The sequence below is a fragment of the Alcaligenes sp. YSL9 genome, assembly GCF_030515105.1.
Classification (GTDB): Bacteria; Pseudomonadota; Gammaproteobacteria; order Burkholderiales; family Burkholderiaceae_B; genus Alcaligenes; species Alcaligenes phenolicus.
Map to the genome: position 1 here is coordinate 387,088 of NZ_JALXJU010000004.1, position 20,904 is coordinate 407,991.

Annotated in this window: 14 protein-coding genes; 2 read left to right on the forward strand and 12 right to left on the reverse strand. The window is 56.9% G+C overall.

Translation table 11 applies throughout. The features are described from left to right. The first annotated feature begins 40 nt into the window (after positions 1 to 40). Positions 41 to 790: an ABC transporter permease gene (locus tag M2Q46_RS18300; RefSeq protein WP_115634626.1), complete on the forward strand. Its 750-nt coding sequence runs from the start codon at positions 41 to 43 to the stop codon at positions 788 to 790. A gap of 327 nt (positions 791 to 1,117) precedes the next feature. Here the strand turns inward: M2Q46_RS18300 and cysG are convergent, their stop codons facing one another. The 12 genes from cysG to M2Q46_RS18360 all read right to left on the reverse strand — a co-directional run bounded on the left by cysG (position 1,118) and on the right by M2Q46_RS18360 (position 18,518). Continuing rightward, on the reverse strand, positions 1,118 to 2,572 hold the full coding sequence (gene cysG, locus M2Q46_RS18305) for a siroheme synthase CysG (protein WP_302357836.1): 1,455 nt from the start codon (positions 2,570 to 2,572) through the stop codon (positions 1,118 to 1,120). A 1-nt stretch (position 2,573) separates the two neighbouring features. Next, the gene (gene cysI / locus M2Q46_RS18310; RefSeq protein ID WP_302357837.1) at positions 2,574 to 4,283 is read right to left on the reverse strand and encodes an assimilatory sulfite reductase (NADPH) hemoprotein subunit; all 1,710 of its coding nucleotides are present in this window, start codon (positions 4,281 to 4,283) and stop codon (positions 2,574 to 2,576) included. Positions 4,284 to 4,294: 11 nt separating this feature from the next. Then, a complete protein-coding gene (locus M2Q46_RS18315) occupies positions 4,295 to 6,127 on the reverse strand; it encodes an assimilatory sulfite reductase (NADPH) flavoprotein subunit (protein ID WP_302357838.1) in 1,833 nt (610 codons plus the stop codon). Between the two features lie 154 nt (positions 6,128 to 6,281). Beyond that, on the reverse strand, positions 6,282 to 7,946 hold the full coding sequence (locus M2Q46_RS18320) for an AMP-binding protein (RefSeq protein ID WP_035269577.1): 1,665 nt from the start codon (positions 7,944 to 7,946) through the stop codon (positions 6,282 to 6,284). Between the two features lie 23 nt (positions 7,947 to 7,969). Then, positions 7,970 to 8,542 carry a chalcone isomerase family protein gene (locus M2Q46_RS18325; protein WP_026484838.1) on the reverse strand — a complete coding sequence of 191 codons (573 nt, stop codon included), beginning with the start codon at positions 8,540 to 8,542 and terminating at the stop codon, positions 7,970 to 7,972. Positions 8,543 to 8,561: 19 nt separating this feature from the next. Continuing rightward, the gene (locus M2Q46_RS18330) at positions 8,562 to 9,080 is read right to left on the reverse strand and encodes a DUF4442 domain-containing protein (RefSeq protein WP_302357839.1); all 519 of its coding nucleotides are present in this window, start codon (positions 9,078 to 9,080) and stop codon (positions 8,562 to 8,564) included. Between the two features lie 9 nt (positions 9,081 to 9,089). After that, positions 9,090 to 10,415, reverse strand: coding sequence for an OmpP1/FadL family transporter (locus tag M2Q46_RS18335; protein ID WP_137431141.1), 1,326 nt, complete (start codon positions 10,413 to 10,415; stop codon positions 9,090 to 9,092). A 125-nt stretch (positions 10,416 to 10,540) separates the two neighbouring features. After that, entirely contained in the window at positions 10,541 to 12,484 is a 1,944-nt protein-coding gene (locus tag M2Q46_RS18340; protein WP_302357840.1) for a 3-hydroxyacyl-CoA dehydrogenase NAD-binding domain-containing protein, read from the reverse strand. Beyond that, the gene (locus M2Q46_RS18345) at positions 12,481 to 13,776 is read right to left on the reverse strand and encodes an acetyl-CoA C-acetyltransferase (RefSeq protein ID WP_022983329.1); all 1,296 of its coding nucleotides are present in this window, start codon (positions 13,774 to 13,776) and stop codon (positions 12,481 to 12,483) included. The genes M2Q46_RS18340 and M2Q46_RS18345 overlap by 4 nt, the downstream gene beginning before the upstream one ends. Next, entirely contained in the window at positions 13,773 to 16,118 is a 2,346-nt protein-coding gene (locus tag M2Q46_RS18350; protein WP_026484842.1) for an acyl-CoA dehydrogenase, read from the reverse strand. Before M2Q46_RS18350 ends, M2Q46_RS18345 begins: the two co-directional genes overlap by 4 nt. Positions 16,119 to 16,330: 212 nt before the next feature. Next, positions 16,331 to 16,984, reverse strand: coding sequence for a TetR/AcrR family transcriptional regulator (locus M2Q46_RS18355; protein WP_083055325.1), 654 nt, complete (start codon positions 16,982 to 16,984; stop codon positions 16,331 to 16,333). 106 nt (positions 16,985 to 17,090) lie between these two features. After that, positions 17,091 to 18,518 (reverse strand): NAD-dependent succinate-semialdehyde dehydrogenase, encoded by a 1,428-nt coding sequence (locus tag M2Q46_RS18360; RefSeq protein WP_083055327.1) that lies wholly within the window; start codon positions 18,516 to 18,518, stop codon positions 17,091 to 17,093. Between the two features lie 894 nt (positions 18,519 to 19,412). Here M2Q46_RS18360 and M2Q46_RS18365 point away from each other — a divergent pair. Then, positions 19,413 to 20,885: a TolC family outer membrane protein gene (locus M2Q46_RS18365; protein ID WP_238441713.1), complete on the forward strand. Its 1,473-nt coding sequence runs from the start codon at positions 19,413 to 19,415 to the stop codon at positions 20,883 to 20,885. Positions 20,886 to 20,904 lie beyond the last annotated feature (19 nt).

Here is a 20,904-nt window from a genome sequence, read left to right on the forward strand (position 1 = left end):
GTCTGATCCGCGATCGGCTGCGTCTTTGCGACGCCCCAAAATGAATGCCTGGATTGCCAGCACCCTGTGGGGCTTGGGCGGTTTGTTGGCGGGAGTCGTGCTGTGGTACTTGGCCACAGCCTGGTCCAGCAGCTCTTTAATGCAGCAATTCGGACCAGCAGCTGCCTTTCATAGCTTGCTGGAGATACTGGGCTGGTCCGAGACCTGGATGCACGTAGGTGCCAGCTTGCAACGTATTTTTGTAGGGCTGGCGATCTCATTGGGTGTCGGTGTGCCCGCCGGTTTGCTGCTGGGCTTGTCAGCGCGAGCTCACGCCGCATTGACTCCCTTGTTCCAGTTCCTGCGCATGATCTCGCCCCTGTCCTGGATGCCTATTGCCGTCATGGCCTTTGGCATTGGGGATGCACCGATTTATTTTCTGTTGGGTGTGGCCGGTGTCTGGCCTGTCTTGCTGAATACAGCCTCGGGCGTACGGCATCTGAATCCGCGCTGGCTGATGCTGGGTCGCAGTCTGGCGGCCACCAAGCTGGAAACGCTGTTGTACTTGATTCTGCCTGGCATTGTAGGCTCGGTCTTGACAGGTAGCCGACTGGCAATCGGCGTCTTGTGGATTGTGTTGGTACCTTGCGAAATGCTGGGTGTGTCAGCCGGTTTGGGTTATCTGATTCTGGATACGCGTGATCGCATGGCGTATTCCGAGTTGATGGCCGTAATTGTCCTGATTGGTCTGATTGGCTATTTGCTGGATAGTGCGTTGCGAGCCATGTTTGCGGCTTTTGGACAGCGCTAAATACTCAGCCCTTGGGCCGGCAGGTGAAGAGCTTTGACTGTTTTGTATTTCCAGGAAAGACAAGTGACAGAGCATGCTCAGGCTATCTGCCGCTGCCAGTTCCGTTCTTGTAGGCGCTGGCAGTTTTACCTGGTGCTTAGTGGCTTTTCAGAAGCTGCAGAAAGATAAAAAAGGCCCTCAACATTTGAGATGTTGAGGGCCTTTTTAGATTCAGTTTGAAGCGGTATTCAAGGATGCTAATCCCGCACTGACTGGAGCCTTAGTGGGTATGTACGTATAGAAAAGTGATCTTGAGACGAGACTCTAGCTAGGCCTTGATCACTGCCTTCATGCAGCGACCAGGGTATTGTCAGCATCCTGCGTAATTGCTGTACGTGGACTGAGCTGGTCGATTAGCTCGCCATACCAGGACAAGGTACTGCCCAAGGTAGCTACCTGACCGATCACCAGAATGCAGGGGCTGGCAAACTGATGCTGCTGAGCATCCTGGGCAATGTTTTGCAGCGTGGACAGTAAGGTGCGCTGCTCAGGGCGCGAACCATTTTCAATCAAGGCGCAGGGCGTAGTGGCACTGCGGCCCCGTTGTACCAGCTCATGGCTAAAGCCCAGAATCTGCTGCAAACCCATGTAGACAGCAACCGTCTGGCTGGTATCCAGCAGCGGGTTCCAGTCCTCAATACCATGACCGTTTTTGCGGTGAGCCGTCACAAACTGCACGGACTGCGCGTGGTCACGATGGGTCAGAGGAATACCGCTATAAGCCGCACATGCGATGGCAGCCGTGATGCCGGGTACCACTTCAAATGCGATGCCATGCTCGGCCAGATATTCCAGTTCTTCACCGCCACGGCCAAAAATAAAGCCATCACCGCCTTTCAGGCGCACCACGGTTTGACCTGCTCGGGCGTGTTCAATCATCAACTGATGAATGCGGTTTTGGGTCTGGTGATGATCTTCGCCCAACTGCTTGCCTACAAAAATACGGTGGGCATCGCGACGAGCCAACTCCATCACCTGATCGGATACAAGACGATCGTACAGAATCACATCAGCACGATTCAGTGCACGCAGGGCATGCAGGGTCAGCAAACCTGGATCGCCTGGACCGGCGCCCACCAGAATCACGCGGCCTTGTGTGGCGCGGGGTGACTCAGGCTGTTGCAGCGCGCTCTCCAGGCTCAAGCGGGCTTGCTCGGCTTGCTGGCTGCGCAGGGCGGCACCTACCGGGCCATCCAACAGCCAGTCGTAGAAACGGCGGCGTGCACCCAGCTCGGGGCGGGCGCGCCGAATGGCGCTGCGGTATTCCTGCGCCAGACGGCTGATCGCACCCAGGCTGTGGTCCAACATGGTTTCAAGTTGCTCCCGTACTCGCCGTGCCAACATGGGGGCTGATCCCGCTGAAGAAATCGCAATAATCAGCGGTGAGCGATCCACAATGGCAGGCACCTGAAAACTGGACAACTCGGGGTCGTCCACCACATTGACCAGAATGCGGGCTTCTTGTGCATCCTGGGCAATGACCTGGTTCACGTCACGCTTGTCAGTGGCGGCAATAATCAGCCAGGCCCCTTGCAGATGCTGGGCCTGATAGCGCTCCCGAATCAGGGTGATGCGCCCTTGATTCGCCAGCTCTTCCAGACTGTCCACCACATAGGGGGCGACCAGCGTGACCTGGGCACCGGCGGCCAGGACCAGACGCACTTTGCGCTCGGCGATTTCTCCACCGCCGATCACCAATACCGCGCGCTGCTTCAAGTTGGCGAATAAAGGAAAGAGGTTCATGTCAGGCTGGCTGTAAAACTAAAGGAATCAAGCGGCTTGTAGGCTCGGCAACCACGCCAGCGCGAACTAGAAAATCGCCAAAGTGCTCGCCTTCCAGACGCTCGGCAGCGAAGCGGCCAAACAGCTCGTCCAGAATGCTCAGAATTTCAGGTTCGGCAATATTTTGGCGATAGATTACGTTCAGGCGTTCGCCGCTGAAGTTCGCACCCAAACGCAAGTCATAACGGCCCAGAGCACGGCCAACCAGGGCAATTTCACCCAGGTAAGGACGGGCGCAGCCATTGGGGCAACCGGAGATACGCAGCACAATGCGTTCGTCACGCAACTGGTATTTGTCCAGCAAGGCTTCCAGCTTGGGCAGCAAGATGGGGGCGTAGCGTTCGCTCTCGGCCATGGCCAAACCGCAAGTGGGCAGAGAGACACAGGCAATCGTGCTGCTGCGTATGCCGCTTTGTGTCTGGTACACATCCAGCTTGTGATCTGCGACCAGCTTGTCGATCTTGGCCTTATCTTCTTCAGGCACATCGGCAATGATCAGGTTCTGGTTGCAGGTCAGGCGGAACTGCCCTTGGTGGATCTTCGCGATCTCACGCATACCCGTCAGCCAGGGGCCGACTTCGGTATCCATGATGCGGCCCGAATCGATACGCAGACTCAGGTGCCAGCGGCCATTGCTGCCTTGGGTCCAGCCGAAGCGGTCGCCATTGTGGTCAAAATGGTAGGGGCGTGACGGCTCCAGCGTTTGACCACTGCGGTTTTGCACTTCTTCCAGGAACCAGTCGGCGCCCAGCTTATCCACGGTGTATTTCAGACGGGCATGACGGCGCTCGTCGCGGTTACCGTGGTCACGTTGTGTGGTGATAACGGCCTCGCAAACGGCCAGCAATTGCTCGGGGCGTACAAAGCCGATCACGCTGCCCAGCCGTGGATAGGTGGTGTCGTCGCCATGTGTGGCACCCATGCCACCACCAATGGCGACGTTAAAGCCCAGCAACTGATTGTTCTCAATAATCGCGATCAGGCCGATGTCCTGCGCAAATACGTCCACATCATTCAAGGGAGGCACGGCAATGCCGATCTTGAATTTGCGGGGCAGGTAAGTCTTGCCGTAAATCGGTTCAAAGTCTTCGCCGTCAATGGCGTCTTCGACTTTTTTGCCGTCCAGCCAGATCTCGGCATAGGCGCGGGTTTTGGGCAGGAAGGTTTCGGAAATCTTTTCAGCCCACTCTTGAACCAGACCATGCTGCTCGGACAGCAAGGGATTGGTGGCGCTGACCACCTGACGGTTCACGTCACCACAAGTAGCCAATGTCGTGGACATGGCCTTGTTGATGGCTTGCAGTGTGGGCTTTAAAAAGGGCTTGCGCACGCCGTGCCATTGAAAGGTCTGACGGGTGGTGATGCGCAGGCCAAACTGGGCCCAGTCACAGGCGATCTGGTCAAAGGCCAACCACTGGGCGGGCGTAACCACGCCGCCGGGCAAGCGGGCGCGAATCATGAAGCTGAACGCCGGTTCCAGCTTTTGCTTGCGACGCTCTTCACGCTGATCGCGGTCGTCTTGCTGATAGCTGCCGTGAAATTTCAGCAGCTTGTTGTCGTCTTCGCTGATGGCGCCCGTGATTGGGTCTGCCAGACCCTCGGTAATGCCACCGCGCAGATAGCGGCTATCAATTTTTACTTGTTCGATAGCGGCGATTTTCTTTTCTGTCATGTCCTTGCTTCTCAGTAAACGTCGCGGGCGTAGCGGCCCTGCGCCGAGAGTTCTTCCAACCAGCTGCGAGCCTGGTCTGCGTCCAATCCACCTTCCTGGCGGGCAATTTCCTGCAGGGTCTGGTGTACGTCCTTGGCCATCTGATTGGCATCACCGCACACATAAATGTGGGCGCCGCCCTGAATCCAGGCATAGACCTCGGCTGCTTTTTCCAGCAAGCGGTGCTGGACGTAAACCTTGTTTTCCTGATCGCGCGAGAAGGCCAGATCCAGGTGTTGCAACTGACCGTCCTGCAAGGCGCGTTGCCATTCGGTCTGGTAGAGGAAATCGGAGTGAAAGTGCGGGTTGCCAAAGAACAGCCAGTTGCGACCTTCGCCACCCTGAACGCTGCGCTCCTGCACAAAGGCGCGGAAAGGAGCTACACCGGTGCCAGGACCAATCATGATTACGTCACGGCTGGTATCTTCAGGCAGGCGGAAGCGTGTATTGGGGTCGATAAAGACAGGCACGGTATCGCCTTCGTTCAGCCGGGCCAGATAGTCGGAGGCCACGCCCCAACGATCCTGCTCGTTGAATTGGTAATGCACATTGGCCACGGTCAGATGTACTTCTTCGTCCACCTCGGACTGGCTGGAGGCGATGGAGTACATGCGGGGTGCCAGAGGGCGCAAGGCTTGCACCAGCTCGGCAGCGCTCCAGGTGGCCGGGAAGCGCTCCAGTACGTCCAGCACTTGATGGGTTTTCAGCAGCTCTTGCAAAGTGCTCAAACCTTCTGGGCCTACGGCTGTCTGTAGCACGGCATCGCTATTGCGCTTGGCCAGTTCCACCAGGAAAGGTTTGGTCAGTTGTGTCAGCTCGCGGTAATGGCTAAGCCACTCTTGCAGCGTGTGTGACTTGTCCTGAATGGTGACGGTCTCTTGAGGGTCCAGCTTCAACGTCTGGATAACTGCTTCGACCAGCTTGGCGTTTTGTGTAGGCCAGACACCCAATGCATCACCGGGTTGGTACTTCAGGCCACTGCCTTCCAGCGACAACTCGTAGTGATAGATGTTGCGGGTGCTGTCGCGGCCCGTAATGCTTTGGCTTTGCAGCACGGTGGCCTGGAATGGATTGTCGCGGGTGAAGCTGCTGCGGGTCTGGGTTTCCAGCACCGTAACGTTGCTGGATTGGGCGGCAGGAACGGCCGCAGCGGCGTGGGCCTTGTGATCCGTTTCCAGAAAACCAAAGGCTTTGTCCTGCCAGGGGGCGGCGACCGTATCAATATCCAGATCAGCCAGCCCTGCGTCCAGAATGCGTTCCGCACCCAGCGCCAGCAGACGTTGATCAATCTTTTCCGCGATCCCACAGAACAGGGGATAGCTGGAATCACCCAGACCCAGCACACCGAATTTCAGCTCGGGCAGCTTGGGAGCACGGGCGCCGGATAGGAACTCGAAGAATGCGATGGAATCGTCTGGCGGGTCGCCTTCACCCTGGGTGCTGATAATGACGTACAGCAGACGCTCTTCTTTCAGCTCGCGCGTGGGGTAACGATCGGCGCGCAGCAGGCGCACGGGGATGCCGGCGGCTTCGCAGCGTTGGGCAAAGGCTTCGGCGACGCGTTGGGCATTGCCTGTCTGGCTGCCAAACACAATAGTGGCAGGTCGTTGGGCGGGCGCAGCGGTGGCGGGCACCAACGACAGTTCAGGAGAAACAGGCGCTTGAGCGGGAAGGCCGGTGTGGCGCACTTGCGCGACACCCGCGAGATAGCCGGACAGCCAGTTCAGGGACAGCGGATCGAGCTCGTCGGTAATTTGAGCAATCGCCGTGCGATTGGACTCCGAGAGGCGGGACAGGGCGTGCATTCTGACACTCGCTTATATAAATAGTTTGTCCCATTCTAAAGAGCGGTATCAGGGCTACGAACGATCCGATTCTTATTTGTTTATGAATACTCCGGTTAATGAAAAAGGGGCATAAGCCCCTTTCATCTTGGTCTAAGCGCGTGCGAAATACGTGTTATGGACGCAGTTCCCGACGCAGGATTTTGCCCACATTGGTGCGGGGCAGATCGTCGCGGAATTCGACAATACGTGGGGCCTTGTAGCCGGTCAGCTCCTTGCGGCAAAAGGCAATCACGTCTTTTTCCGTCAGCTCGGGATTACGGCTGATGACATAGAGCTTGACGATTTCGCCTGCTTTTTCATCCGGTACACCGACGGCGGCGGCCTCGACAATATCCGGGTGCTGGGCGGCGACCGCTTCCACCTCATTGGGGTAGACGTTAAAGCCCGAGACCAGAATCATGTCTTTTTTGCGATCCAGCAGGAAGACATAACCTTGCTCGTCCATATAGCCAATATCGCCCGTGCGTAAAAAGCCGTCGCGATCAAAGACCTTGGCGGTTTCATCGGGACGTTGCCAGTAGCCGGGAGTAACTTGCGGCCCACGAATGCATAGCTCGCCCGTTTCGCCCAACGGCAGGTCGTTCTGGTTTTCGTCGCGTATGCGTATGTCGGTAGAAGGAACGGGCAGCCCGATTGAGCCGGTGAACTCTTTTTTATCCAGCGGATTGATCGTGGCTGCTGGTGAAGTTTCAGTCAGTCCATAAGCCTGGGCCAGGGGTTTGCCGGTCGCTTCCAGCCAGCGCTTGGCGACCACTTCCTGCACTGCCATACCGCCACCCAATGTAAAGCGCAGCGAGGAGAAATCCAGCTTGCGGAACTCGGCATTGTTCAGCATGGCATTAAAGAGCGTGTTCACCCCCGTAATGGCAGTAAAACGCAGCTTGGACATGTCCTTGATCATGGAGGGAATGTCGCGCGCGTTAATGATCAAGAGGTTCTCCGCACCCAGACGCAGAAACACCAGCAGGTTCGCGGTGAAAGCGAAGATATGGTAGAGCGGCAGGGCAGTAACAACGCAGTCGATCTGGCCTTCTTTCAAATAAGGGCGAATCCAGGACAGGGCCTGGCTCAGGTTTGAAACCAGATTGCCATGGGTCAGGATGGCTCCTTTTGCAACGCCCGTCGTGCCCCCGGTGTATTGCAGGCAGGCAATATCATCGTGGGTCAGCTTGACCGGGGCCGGTGCGCGGCCTCGGCCCTGAGCCAGTACGGCTTTGAAAGAGACGGAGCCAGGCAAGGACCAGGCAGGCACACCTTTTTTAATGTGGCGCACCACTTGATTGACCAGCCAGCCCTTGAAGCCGCCCAGACAATCCCCCACGCTGGTCACAATGACTCGCTTGATGGGGGTTTCGTGCAGGATTTCCTGCAGCACGTGGGCAAAGTTTTCCGCAATGATGATGGTTTCCGCGCCACTGTCTTGCAGCTGGTGGCGCAGTTCACGGGCGGTATACAGCGGGTTGGTATTGATAATGGTGGCCCCACTGCGCAACACCCCATACAGACTGATGGGGTACTGCAGCATATTGGGCATCATCAGGGCGACACGATCGCCTTTTTTCACGCCTTGGCTTTGCAGCCAGCTGGCCAGGGCCAAGGCATTGGTCGACAGTTCGCGGTAGCTCATGCGTTTGCCCATGCTGATATAGGCAGTGCGCTGCGCGAACTCGGTACAACTTTGTTCAAATACATCCAGCAAGGACGAGTACTGCTGGGCCTGATCTTCGATAGTGGCAGGAATACCGGCGGGGTAGTTCTGCAGCCAGACTTTATCCATGAAGCGCTCCGAGGCGTGTAGGTTCAAGACAATCCCAGCAGGGCCTTTTTGAGCGATTCTTGGGCAGGCTTCTTGCCTAGCCAGATTTTCAACAAAGCAGGGGTCAGATCAGGGTGAGAGAGCTCGCCCAGCGTCTTGTCGTTGAACAGGATCTTGACCTGAGGGGTGTGCATGTCCAGCACCACAACGTCGCCTTCCTTGGCTTCACCCACCTGGCGCATCAAGTCTTCAAATTGCTTGATGACCGGGTCCAGTTCTTGTTTTTCAGGATCAGTCAGGTTGCTGTGAATGCCGTCTTTCAGGGCATCGATCAGGGTTTGGGCATCCAGGTCGCGTTTGAGGACCAGCCGGATCTGATGTGGTCCGGGGGATTGAATAATGGCCTCGGCATCCTGGGAAGGCGAAGCGGTATACAGGGCGGCGACGTACACATCAAAAACAACTTTCTTGCGCAGGCCTGCCCCATTCAGTTTCAGGCTTTGCTGCTCGACGGTGACCGTGTCTGGCACGGTGACATTCGCAACAGTAGCGGCCTGGGCGGCGGGTAGCCCCAGGGACAGACTTAAAATCAGGGCGGCACAGCGGGGGGTAAACATGAAGCGGTCCTCCGGCAAATTAGCGTGATTGTGATTTCTGCTTGTAGAAGTGGGCGTCGGCGATATAGATGGTGCGTTCCACCGTGGTGTAGATCTGGCCTTCGGGGTCCTGGATCTGCACGGTAAATGTGGCTTCAGCCTCGTGGTATTGGTCTAGCTGTCCTCGTATTGCGTCCAGTTCATCTGGATTGATTTGAAAATTGGCGTACAGAGTTTGGTAGCCGGGGCGGCGGTACTGAATCTCTGCATTCTTGTCCCAGACAATCACATGGCGTTGCAGCCCAGCCAGAAGCATGGTGGCGTGCACGCCGTCTGTAATGGCAAACAGGGAGCCGCCAAATAAAGAGCCATTGATGTTGCGAGGGCGACGACGCAATGGCAGGCGTACGACGATGTGTTGCAAGTTCGCTGAAACTTTGTGGACCCGCCCGCCGGTTGCCCGGAAGGCGGGGTGCCAGTTAAAGCCCAGCTGCAAAAAGCGCGCACGCCATGTGGGGGGTAGGCGTGCGAGCAGCTCCATGCGGCGACTGCGGGCCATAGTGCATCCTTAGAAGCGATAGCTGAACTGCACGCCCAGGATGTCACCACTGTTTTTGTAAGTACCGCGTGTCAGACCACGACCTTTCAGATCAGTGTTGTTGTTCATGTCGGTATTTTTCAGGAACAAGTGGGTGTAGCCGATATCCCAGGTGGCGTTCTTGCTGGCACGATACTGAGCACCCAGGGACACCCAGTAACGATCGCTGTCAGGCAGGGCGGTTGGGCGGTAGTTCTTGTCGCGAACGGGGGATTGGTCCCAAGCAATACCACCCTTGAAGGTCCACTGCTCGTTGTAGTGGTAGTTCGCACCCAGGGCGACGCGCCATGCGTCCTTGAACTTCAGTTCCAGACCGGAATCCTTGGCACCGGGGCCGCTGTTTTCAATGGTCAGACGCGGGATGCTGCTCCAGCCTGTCCAGGACACATCGGCCAGCAATTGCCAGCGCGAGTTCAGGTCGTGCACCAAGCTGACAATGGCGGTGTCAGGCAGCTTGATGGTGGCTTCTGCGTCCCAATTGATGTTGGGGGCAGGAATGCCAGCCGGCACGTTGCGGTTACGCAGTTTGGTGTCGCCATCAGCCGTGATCTTGATTTGCGAGCGATAGGAAACGCCCAAACGAGTGCTGGGGGTAATTTGGTACAGCAAACCGGCATTCCAGCCCCAGGCGTCGCCCTTCATCTTGACGCGGGTGTCCATGTCCAGTGGACCCAAAGCCGGGTGATAACCAACCGGGGTAGCCAGACGGTAGTCCGCATCAATGTGCAGCCAGTTCACACCCACACCGAAGGACAACTGATCGTTGACTTTGTAAGCCACCGACGGGTTGACGTTGATGGTTTCAATGGCAAATTTTTCAGAGTGGTAACGGCCAACCCAGCCTTCGTCATATTCAGTTGTCAGACCAAACGGGACACCAATACCCAGGCCCACCCACCACTTGGGCGAGAGCTGATGGGACAGATAAATATTGGGAACGGCGGCGACTTTACCGGCATCACCACCTGAGCCGCCAGTAGCGGGACGGCTGGCGCCACCTGTCAGGGCCAGGGGGTCGGTACTGCCTTTATCGGAGAACTTGAAGGTAGGTTTAATCGCGTTAAAACCTGCCGAGAAGTTGGTCTCGGGCAACAAGGTCATGCCGGCCGGGTTGAAGTAGATCGTGCTGGCATTGTCACCAATGGCGGCCGAGCCTGCGTAGGCATTGCCCAGGCCGCTCGCATTTTGTTCGAGCAAGTTAAAACCAGCCGCATGGGCTTGACCCATTCCCATGCTCATTCCCAGAGGAATCAGCAAGGCGGGGATGGTACGCAAAGCTACAACCGTCTTTTTCATGTCTCTTCTCCAAGGTATAGGTGCGACGTCTGACAGAGGCTTATGACAAGTTTTAAAACACCTGTTTGTTTTCTATGGTGCATGACCTAGGCCAATCGGCGTATAGGTATTTGTGCCAATCCGAACTAATTGCGTTGTTTTTGTGTTGCTTTGTAATGCAGAGGGCCCCCTCTGAATGGCGCAAAGCCGGTACCGAAAATCACGCCTGCATCGGCCAGATCGTCGTTCTCCACAACACCGATGCGAACCTGGTGTTCGGTCTGTTCGATAAGTGGTTTGATCAAGCGATCTGCCAGACCGCTTGGGACTGTTCCCGCAGGAGATTTTTGGGCTTTGCCGTCTTTCCAGGTGTAGAAACCCTGGCCGGTTTTGCGACCCAGTTCCTGGCGGTCCAGATGGGTTTTCAGGCAGGCTGGCATGGCCGCCTGCTGGCTTAATTGGGCACCTGCATCACGGGCAATATCCAGGCCCACGGTGTCGGCCAATTCAAGCGGGCCCATGGGCATGCCGAACTGCAGCATGGCTTTGTCCACGGTGGCCGGGTCTAGCCCCTCGTCCACGCAGCGCATGGCTTCCAGCATGTAAGGAGCCAGCACGGCATTGACCAGAAAGCCGGGGCTGTCTTTAACGGGCAGGGGCAGCTTGCCAATCTGGTTCACAAAGGCGTAGGCAACGCTGCGCACTTCCGGGGCCAGCAACTCGCTTTCCACCACTTCAACCAAGGGCATGCGAGAGACCGGGTTAAAGAAGTGAATGCCTACCAGTCGTTCCGGATTGATCAGGTTCAGGCTGAGCTCGGATAAAGGGAGGCTGGAGGTATTGCTTGCCAGCACAGCACCGGGCTTTAGCAAGGGCTCAATGGTGGCGTACAGGCTGCGCTTGGCATCGGCGTTCTCGAAGATGGCCTCCAGAACCAGATCTGCCGACGGGATGCCGTGGCCGTCCGGGTCCGGGATCAATCGGTCCAAGGCGGCTTGTACCAGTCTGCGGTCTTTGAGACGGCGCTGGAACAGCTTGGCGGCACGACCTTGTGCCTGGGCGATACGCTTGCGGTCCTGATCCTGCAGCGTCACACGCATGCCTTTCAGCGCACATACGGCGGCAATATCGCCTCCCATGACACCCGCACCGACCACGTGAATATGCGTGATCTCCTGAGTCGACGAATGCTTGCCTACGCTTTTCAGACGCTCTTGCAAATGGAAGACACGCAGCAGATTGGCTGCGGTGTTCGAGCGGGTGATTTGCTCGATCAGCTCGGGAGCCTTCAAGGCATTGCCGTTGTGCTTTTCCCAGATCTCCAGGATGGCACGGGGCGCCTGATAGTGCTGATAGGGATCGCGCTTTGCCAACTGCTTGCGTACCTGATTAGCAACCAGGGGGCGTAGCAGCTTGGTATTCATCAGGCGTGGCAGACCCTTGGCGCGACGCGGCTTCTTGCCACTGAGCACCTGTTTGATGGCAGCTTGCTTGGCCAGACGGACGGGAACGCAGGCATCGACCATACCCAGACGGGCGGCCTTGCGGGCATCCACGCTTTTGCCGCTCAGCATCAAGTCCATGGCGGCGGCAGGGCCTATATATTCAGGCAGGCGCAACATGCCGCCCCAACCGGGGAAAATACCCAGCATCACTTCAGGCAGAGCCAGGCGTGTATCGTCCTGATCTACGGCCAGGCAATAACGGCATGCCAGGGCCAGCTCCAGACCACCGCCCAGGCAGTGGCCCTGCACCAGCGCCAACGTGGGGTAGCTCTGCTTGGCCAGCTTGTTGAAGACGGTCCAGCCGCGTGTGACCAGTGCCAAGCCCTTTTCAGGGTTGTTGTTGTGTTCCGAAAACTCGTCAATGTCCGCACCGGCTACAAAACCGGCAGCTTTGCCGGAGTAAATGATCAGTGCTTTAGGAGGATGGCTGCCCAGGTAATCCAGTGCCTGGTTCAGCTCCTGCAGAACGGCTGCCGAGAGTCTATTGACCGAGCTGCCCACGCAATCGATTTTCAGCCAGGCAATTTGCTGATCGTCCGTGTACAGCGTGAAGTTTTGCAAATCCAGGGTAGCGACGGGCATCATGATTCAGTTCCTTGCAGCGATTCGATCAGCATGGCACCGCCTTGTCCGCCGCCAATACAAATAGCGGCCATGCCCAGACGCAAGTTGCGACGACGCAGGGCATTCAAGCAATGCAGCACAATTCGGGCTCCGGAGGCACCCACCGGGTGGCCGATCGCAATGGCGCCACCGTCCACATTGAGCTTGTCCATATCCAGCAGACCCAAAGCATCACGACCCAGATGCTTTTGGCACCACTCCTGGTTGTCCCATGCAGCACGACATGCTAGTACCTGTGCTGCAAAAGCCTCGTTGATTTCCCACAAGTCCGGGCCATTTAGGGCCAGACGGTTGCGCTCCAAAATAGGCGTCGCGGCGAAAACAGGGCCCAGGCCCATGGTGGCCGGATCCAGACCAGCCCATTGCGCATCCACAATGCGGCCAATGGGTTTGAGCTGATGTTCCTTGACGGCGGCTTCGCTGGCCAGAATCAGCAGGGCAGCGCCATCGGTCACTTGGGAGCTGTTGCCGGCCGTGATATTGCCCCAAGGCGGATCAAAGACTGGGCGCAGCTTGGCCAGCTTCTCGGGCGTGGAGTCTTCGCGTACGCCATCATCTTGTGGGTAGTTATTACCGCGCGTGTCGCTTAACGGCACGATTTCTTCAAAAGCGTTTTCTTGTTGAGCACGCAAAGCCAGACGGTGACTGCGGGCCGCAAACTCGTCCATATCCTGACGGCTGATACCAAACTCGTGAGCCAGAATTTCAGCGGTCTGCCCCATGGACAGGCCAACGACGGGATCAGTCAGCCCTTTAAGCAGGCCGATGACTGGTTTCAGATAGGACAGACGCAGACTGCGCAGCGCTTTCAGGCGTGCGCCCAGGCTACGCGCTTTGCCCCAGGTGGCCAGCCAGCGCACCATGTCGTCGCTGAACAGGATGGGGGCGTGAGACAGCGCATCTACGCCACCGGCCAGCACCAGATCCGAGCGGCCGGTTTGAATGGCCTGTACGCCCGAGTCCAGTGCCTGCATACCCGAGGCGCAGTTACGCATCACGGTCCAGCCCGGCACTTTGTGACCTGTGCCCAGACGCAGACCCAGAACCCGGCCGATATTGGTTTCATCGGGCGAGGGGGCGGCGCAACCCAGGATGACCTCGCTTAGCTGCGGGGCCTCAAAGGGTTGGCGCAGCAACAGCTCGCGACCCGTTTGCACGGCCAGATCTCCAGCAGAGAAGGGGCCGGGCGCATTGCGCGCTTTCAGAAACGGGCTGCGTGCGCCGTCAATAATATAGACCGGTTGAAAACTCATGCTTGGCTCCCACTGGCGGCTTCAGCGGCAGGATTTTCCCGACGCAAATCGAAGGGGAAATCATCAACGGCAATAACCCGATCGCGCACGATGTCGCGGGCCTGGATTTGCTCGTATTCCTGAGCCGTGATGCCACCGGCCTGAAAGACGGCTTCGGCCAGATCGCGTACGTTGGCTTTGGGGTTGTCCTGCAATTGACCGCTTTTCTCGAACTGACGGATTTTGGCGTCAATATCGCGGGTGTTCAGCGAAGCCAGCAGGGCCGCTTCAATCGCACCGACGGGTTCCATATCGTCGTCAGGCAAGTAGGTGTCGTAAGTCAGGCGATCTCGAGTGGCACCGGGCTTGGTCAACAGTTTGGCAACAGTGTGGTCCAGCTTGTCATCAGGGCCCAGACGGCGCAGACCCAGAGGGAAGACCAGGAAGCGCAGCACGGCCGCCAAAGGACGGTTCGGGAAGTTCTCCAGTACTTTGTCCAGCGCATGTTGAGCGCGCATCAAGGCGTCTTGAGCCGCCCAGTGAGCCAAAGGCGCATCTTCTTGCTGGCGGCCTTCGTCCTGGTAACGTTTGAGTACGGCGCTGAGCATGTACAGCTCGGACAACACATCGCCCAGACGCGAGGACAGACGCTCACGCATTTTCAGGGAACCACCCAGAACCAGCATGGACGCGTCGGCCAGCAAGGAGAAGGCGGCACTGTAACGGCTGGCCTGGCTGTAGTAGGTGTGCATGGCCTTGGAGGTGCCGGTAGGGCCACTTAGCAAGCGCCAGCCACCCAGGCCCAGCCAGAAGGAGCGGCCTGTATTGGCCAGTGTGTAGCGGATGTGTGCCCAGAAAGCCTGGTCAAATTTACGCAAACCGGCTTCGCGGTCAGGGTTCAGTGCAGCTGTCATCTCTTCCAGAATGAAAGGATGGCAACGAATCGCGCCTTGGCCAAAGATGATCAGGCTGCGCGTCAGAATATTGGCGCCTTCCACCGTAATACCGACGGGGATCTGTTGGTAAGCACGGCCCAGGAAGTTTGATGGGCCAAGACAAATACCTTTACCACCAATGACGTCCATACCGTCATTTACCACAATACGACCACGCTCGGTCACATGGTATTTGACGATGGCCGAGACCACGGAAGGTTTCTCGCCCAGGTCCACGGCAGCAGCCGTCATGGTGCGGGCGGCATCCATCGCATAGGTATGGCCGGCAATGCGAGCCAGTGCTTCTTCCACACCTTCAAATTTACTGATGGCGCTGCGGAACTGGGTACGGACGGCGGAGTAACCGCCCACGGCGCGGCTGGTCAGTTTGGCCATGCCAGTAAAGGAAGAGGGTAAAGAGATGGAGCGGCCAGCAGCCAGACATTCCATCAACATGCGCCAGCCCTGGCCAGCCATGGCGGGGCCACCAATGATGAACTCCAGCGGCATGAACACGTCTTTGCCACGGGTGGGGCCGTTCATGAACATGGCATTCAGGGGGAAGTGACGGCGACCGGTATCAACGCCGGGGTGGTCGCTTGGAACCAGGGCGCAGGTAATGCCAATGTCTTTTTCGCCACCCAGCAAACCGTCCGGGTCATATAGGCGGAAGGCCAGACCCAACAAGGTGCAAACTGGAGCCAGGGTGATGTAGCGTTTGTCCCAGGTGACGCGCATGCCCAGCACTTCCTGGCCTTCCCATTCGCCTTTGCAGACAATCCCTACGTCAGGAATGGAGGCGGCGTCCGAACCGGCCCAAGGGCTGGTCAGTGCGAAAGCGGGGATGTCACGGCCATCAGCCAAGCGGGGCAGATAGTGTTGTTTCTGCTCGTCGGTACCGTAGTGCAGCAGCAGTTCTGCCGGGCCCAGCGAGTTGGGCACCATGACCGAGACGGACAAGGCCGAGTTACGGGTGGAGAGCTTGGCGACAACCGCCGAGTGCGCTTGCGCCGAAAAACCGCGACCGCCGTATTCCTTGGGAATAATCAGGCTGAAGAAGCGGTTTTCTTTCAGGTAGTTCCAGACCTCGGCAGGCATATCGAAGTCTTCCTGGCTGACTTGCCAGTCGTCAATCATGGCGCAAGCCACATTGACTTCATTGTCCATGAACTGGCGCTCTTCATCGGTGAGCCGGTAGGCCGGATAAGAGCTCAGGGTATTCCAGTTGGGTTTGCCGCGAAACAGCTCACTTTCCCACCAGACCGTACCTGCTTCCAGCGCATCGCGCTCGGTTTGGGACATGGCAGGCAGAACGCTGGAAAAGGCGCGGTAGATTGGGCGGCTTAGCCACTTGGTGCGTAGATTCCGGTTTTTGAGAACGTAGACGCAGCCAAGCACTAGCACTATCAATAGCAAGGTCACAAACATAGCAACTCCGGACTAGCTCAGAAAAAAAAGAAGAAGGCCCCCACGCTGCGCCTTCGGCTTGTTACCCCCCGAGGGGGCACTTTTTACCGGGGGCGCCGAGCTTTGGGAGCGACCCGGCGGTAAAACCCCCTCATGCTGCACCTTCGACTTGCTGCCCTTAAGAGAGGGGCGCGGTTCACCGTGGTGTAGCTTGGTGGTCAGGGCCGTTCAGCTCAGGTGCTGGTGGGTAAAGGAGCTCGTAATCCACCCAGCAGGAAACTCATCAAGCGCTGTTGCAGTTGTTGCTCACTTTCCGGGCTGTCGCTAAGGGGTAATTGCAAAGCCCGACGCAGTGATTGGGTGCCCATCAAGGCATAAGAGGTGGCACCCAGCATGAAATGGAATCGCCAGATGATTTCTTCTTCAGGCACGGTAGGCAGAGCTTCATGCAAAGCCTGCTTGAAGGGCAGGAAGATGGCGACTTGTTCGTCCCAACAGATGGACTGAATGAAATCCTGCGGCGCCGGGCGGTCCTGCCCCGGCAAAGGAATAAACGAGCGTGGGGCGCCGTTGCCTGAACCCGCCAGGCGGATCAGTGGGCCAAAAAAGGCATCCACCACCTGGGATGCTTTCAACGGACCTTCACCGGCTTGCTGGCGATAAAACGCCAGTTTTTCCAGGCGCTCTTGATTGATGCTGTTCAGGCGGCGCTGGAACACGGCCTGTGTCAGTCCGTCTTTACTGCCAAAGTGATAATTGACAGCCGACAGGTTCACCTTGGCTTGCGCCGTAATCTGGCGCATGGAGGTATTTTCGTGGCCATACAGCGCAAAAAGATGTTCGGCTGCATCGAGAATGGCGGACTGTGTCCGATCAGAGCGTTTCACCGTTATTTCCTAATTTCAAACGAGTGTTTGAATAATGTAACGGGAATGCGCAGTTAGTACAGTAGGGGTTCACCCTAGCCCCGCAAAGCGGGGCCAGGAGCCAGTCTTAGATCTGGGTCACAAATTTGGTGACTAAGTATCCGTCAAAGGTTTCGGCACCGCCTTCGCTGCCAATGCCGCTGTCCTTGACGCCGCCAAACGGAGTCTCGGGCAGGGAACTGCCGAAGTGATTGATATTGACCATACCGGATTCCAGTTCGGTACCCAGTCGATGCGCGTCTTGCAAGGATTGTGTAAAGGCATAGGCCGACAAACCGTAGGGCAGGCTGTTGGCACGGGCGATGGCATCGTCCAGATCGCTGTAGCGCGTCAAGGGGGCGATGGGGCCAAATGGCTCTTCGGTCATGACCAGTGCATCGTCGGGCAAATCCGTCAGCACTGTGGGCGAGAAAAAGAAACCATCGCGCTTGATCTGTTCTCCTCCCAGCAACACTTTGCCACCCAGAGAGCGGGCGTTGTCGACAAACTTTTGCATCATGGGCAGGCGGCGCTCGTGAGCCAAGGGCCCCATTTGCGTATCCGGGTCCAGACCATCGCCCACTTTTACATTGGCCAGCTCCTCGGTGAAGCGGTCCACAAATGCAGTGTAGATGTCGTCGTGGATATAAAAACGCGTGGGCGAAATGCACACCTGACCAGCATTGCGAATTTTGAAACGAGCCAGCTGACGAGCAGCGCGGGCTACATCGGCATCAGGCAGGACCAGCACAGGCGAGTGACCGCCCAATTCCATGGTGATGCGTTTCATATGGGCACCGGCCAGTGCAGCCAGTTGCTTGCCTACAGGTACAGATCCGGTAAAGGAGACTTTACGCACGATGGGCGAGCGGATCAGGTAGTCCGACACCTCCTGTGGCACACCCCAGACAATATTTAGTACACCCGGAGGCAGGCCCGCATCATGAAAGGCTTGGGCAATAGCCATGACCGCACTGGGGGAGTCCTCGGGGCCTTTCAGAATAATCGTGCACCCAGCACCGATAGCCGCGCAGATCTTGCGAATGGCCTGGTTGTAGGGAAAGTTCCAGGGCGTAAAGGCGGCGCAGACCCCGATGGGCTCGCGCAGAACCATTTGCTGCACTTTGGGGTTGCGGGCGGGGATGACGCGGCCATAAATACGGCGGCACTCCTCGGCGTGCCAATCCGCATGGTCCGCGCAGGACATGATTTCGCCTACCGCCTCGGCCAAGGGCTTGCCTTGGTCCAGTGTCAGATTGCGGCCAATTTCCTGGGCGCGTTCACGCGACAGTTCCGCGACCTTGCGCAGGATCGCGCTGCGATCCATGGGCGAGCTGTGACGCCAGCTTTTGAACGCGTCCTGGGCGGCGTTCAGAGCCGCGTCCAGATCCGCCTGGGATGCCAGCGGAAGTTGGCCCAAGGTGCTGCCATTGGCAGGATTGATGACGGCCTGGGTCTGGCGACCTTGTCCATCCAGAAATTGACCATTGATATACAGGGCCAGGTGTTGATACATGAGCGGCCTCCAAGTTGTCTGTGTTGCTAACTAAATACGTACCGTTCGATGGTATCGGGCGAGCAGAAACGGGACAAGCGTGGGCGGCGGATATTGCAGCAACGGATTGTTCAGAGAAGCTACAAACGGGCGCGAAACAGGGAGCCCTTCAAGAAACCGTTATAAGTTTTTGATTTCATATCTCTTTTTGAAGGCCTGACAAAGAGATGAAAACTGGCATCAAGCTGCAATAAGAAATCGTTACAAGTGCAGCATTCTTAATGTGAGCGATTGTTATATTTTTAACGATGAAAATATTTTTATCGCCTGGTGATAACCTGGTTTTATCTTGATGTAACCTAAATGCTTATTAAGGTGAAAGTTTTTTGTAGATTATTACCAACGATCGCGCCACGTGGGATAAGCGCAACAGTTATTGCTTAAGCGCCTAATCGCCCGAAATCGTTTAATTTCAGTGTATTGTTGCCTTTTTTATCACGGGCTATTTATCATTTTTAACATTGTCGTCCACGAAGCTCCTTGTAATCTAAGATACAATTTGTCCCGTGATCTACGTGATGAGTTTCACTATGCGTCACGTAAAAAGTCACAATCAGACACAAGGTTATGCTCCAAGAATACAGGTCAGAAGCCTGTAGCTCCGCCTTGTCTTGCCCCGGTCCATTATGAACATACTGCTGCGGCTGGCGATGTACTTACCAGTCTTAGATGTAAAGCCCATGTGCAATACATAGGTGTTGGGCCCTCGGGTGGTGTTTCTTTCGCTTTGTTTGAGCGACACACCGAACCCATTCTTCTTTCATTTTTGTACTTAAATTTGATCTGGCAATGCGTTGCAACGCTGACGTAATGACGTCTGTTGCGAACGCGGCACAGGATCTTACGGAGGCCGACGTGCGTGGTAAGAAAACTCTAACGGTAAGTGCGCTGCTGACAGCGCTACTGCTGGCGCAACCAGCGCTTGCCCAGCAGGAAAACAGCTTGAGCTTCAAGGACAGTATTGAGCGGGCAATTATGTCCAATCCTGAACTTGGCGCTCGCTTCCAGGATTTCCAGTCTGCGCTTGAAGGTCAGAACGTTGGCCGTGGCGCCTTGTTGCCCGAGGTCAATGCACAGGGTTGGGTTGGCAAAGAGTGGCGTGGCAGCACCTCCGGTGCTCCGTCTACCGACTGGTCCCGCAGCGGCTACAGCCTGCAACTGCGTCAGTTGATTTTTGATGGTTTCTCCTCGATCAACCAGGTTCGTCAGTTGGGTTACGAAAAACTGGCTACCTACTACGAGCTGCTGGCTTCGGTAGATTCTCTGGCTCTGGAAGCGGCCAACGCGCACATTGATGTGCTGCGTTACCGCGAAATGGAAAAGCTGGCCCGTGAAAACTACGGCATGCACATGAACATCCTGAGCCAGATTCAGGAGCGTTCGGCATCCGGCGTGGGCCGTGGTGTGGACCTGGAACAGGCTTATGGCCGCCAGTCCCTGGCTCAAAGCAACATGATGACCGAGGCCGGCAACCTGAACGACGTGCTGCAACGCTACCGTCGCATTGTGGGTGTGGCTGCTCCTGAAGTCATGCAAGCGGCCCCTAGCCTGAGCGAGTCGATTCCTGCCAATACCACCGACTTCTTGCCATCCTTGCGCACCAGCCCCGTGATTTTGGCCAAGCAGGCTTTGTATCAAGCTGCTGAGTCGGGCAAACACGTGGCTCAAGGCCGCATGTCGCCTACTTTGGAATTCCGTGCTGCGACAGGCAAGGACAAGAATGATCCTCCCGGTTCCGCATACCGCAACTCGCAAAGCAGCAACGTGCAGTTGATGCTGTCGTACAACCTGTTCCGTGGTGGTGCCGATGCTGCTCGCATCCGTCAAACCACAGCTCAGCAGTACGCTGCCCGCGACGTGCGCGATTACACCTGCCGCAACGTACAGCAGGATCTGGCCGTGGCCTGGAACAACATCGAGCGCCTGCGTGCTCAGTTGCCATTCCTGAAACAACACGAACTGGCTACGTCCAAGGTTCGCGTTGCTTACATGCAGCAGTTCCAGATCGGTCAGCGCTCCTTGCTGGACTTGCTGGATACGGAAAACGAACTGTTTGATGCGCGTCGCGCTCTGGCCAATGCCACTTACGACCTGCAACAAGCCGAATACCGTTGGTTGACCTTGTCGCACCGTCTGGTGTCGGCAGTTGGCCTGTCCCAGCCTTACTCGGAGCAGCCTGAAGAAGCCGCCAAGCTGGACTTCCCCGAAGAGGCATTCAAGGCATGTATGACGCCTGTTCCAGATACCAGCAACCTGACCCCGGTTTCTGTTGATTACCGCGACGGTATGGCTCCGCCAGTCCTGCGCGAGAAACCAGCCGGGCTGTAAGTAGCTGCTTCTTGGCGTT

What these genes read in the sequence shown, in the direction of transcription:
- M2Q46_RS18300 (WP_115634626.1), top strand. Translation starts at nt 41, where the DNA reads ATGAATGCCTGGATTGCCAGCACCCTGTGGGGCTTGGGCGGTTTGTTG.
- cysG (WP_302357836.1), bottom strand. Translation starts at nt 2,572, where the DNA reads ATGAACCTCTTTCCTTTATTCGCCAACTTGAAGCAGCGCGCGGTATTG.
- cysI (WP_302357837.1), bottom strand. Translation starts at nt 4,283, where the DNA reads ATGACAGAAAAGAAAATCGCCGCTATCGAACAAGTAAAAATTGATAGC.
- M2Q46_RS18315 (WP_302357838.1), bottom strand. Translation starts at nt 6,127, where the DNA reads ATGCACGCCCTGTCCCGCCTCTCGGAGTCCAATCGCACGGCGATTGCT.
- M2Q46_RS18320 (WP_035269577.1), bottom strand. Translation starts at nt 7,946, where the DNA reads ATGGATAAAGTCTGGCTGCAGAACTACCCCGCCGGTATTCCTGCCACT.
- M2Q46_RS18325 (WP_026484838.1), bottom strand. Translation starts at nt 8,542, where the DNA reads ATGTTTACCCCCCGCTGTGCCGCCCTGATTTTAAGTCTGTCCCTGGGG.
- M2Q46_RS18330 (WP_302357839.1), bottom strand. Translation starts at nt 9,080, where the DNA reads ATGGCCCGCAGTCGCCGCATGGAGCTGCTCGCACGCCTACCCCCCACA.
- M2Q46_RS18335 (WP_137431141.1), bottom strand. Translation starts at nt 10,415, where the DNA reads ATGAAAAAGACGGTTGTAGCTTTGCGTACCATCCCCGCCTTGCTGATT.
- M2Q46_RS18340 (WP_302357840.1), bottom strand. Translation starts at nt 12,484, where the DNA reads ATGATGCCCGTCGCTACCCTGGATTTGCAAAACTTCACGCTGTACACG.
- M2Q46_RS18345 (WP_022983329.1), bottom strand. Translation starts at nt 13,776, where the DNA reads ATGAGTTTTCAACCGGTCTATATTATTGACGGCGCACGCAGCCCGTTT.
- M2Q46_RS18350 (WP_026484842.1), bottom strand. Translation starts at nt 16,118, where the DNA reads ATGTTTGTGACCTTGCTATTGATAGTGCTAGTGCTTGGCTGCGTCTAC.
- M2Q46_RS18360 (WP_083055327.1), bottom strand. Translation starts at nt 18,518, where the DNA reads ATGTATCAACACCTGGCCCTGTATATCAATGGTCAATTTCTGGATGGA.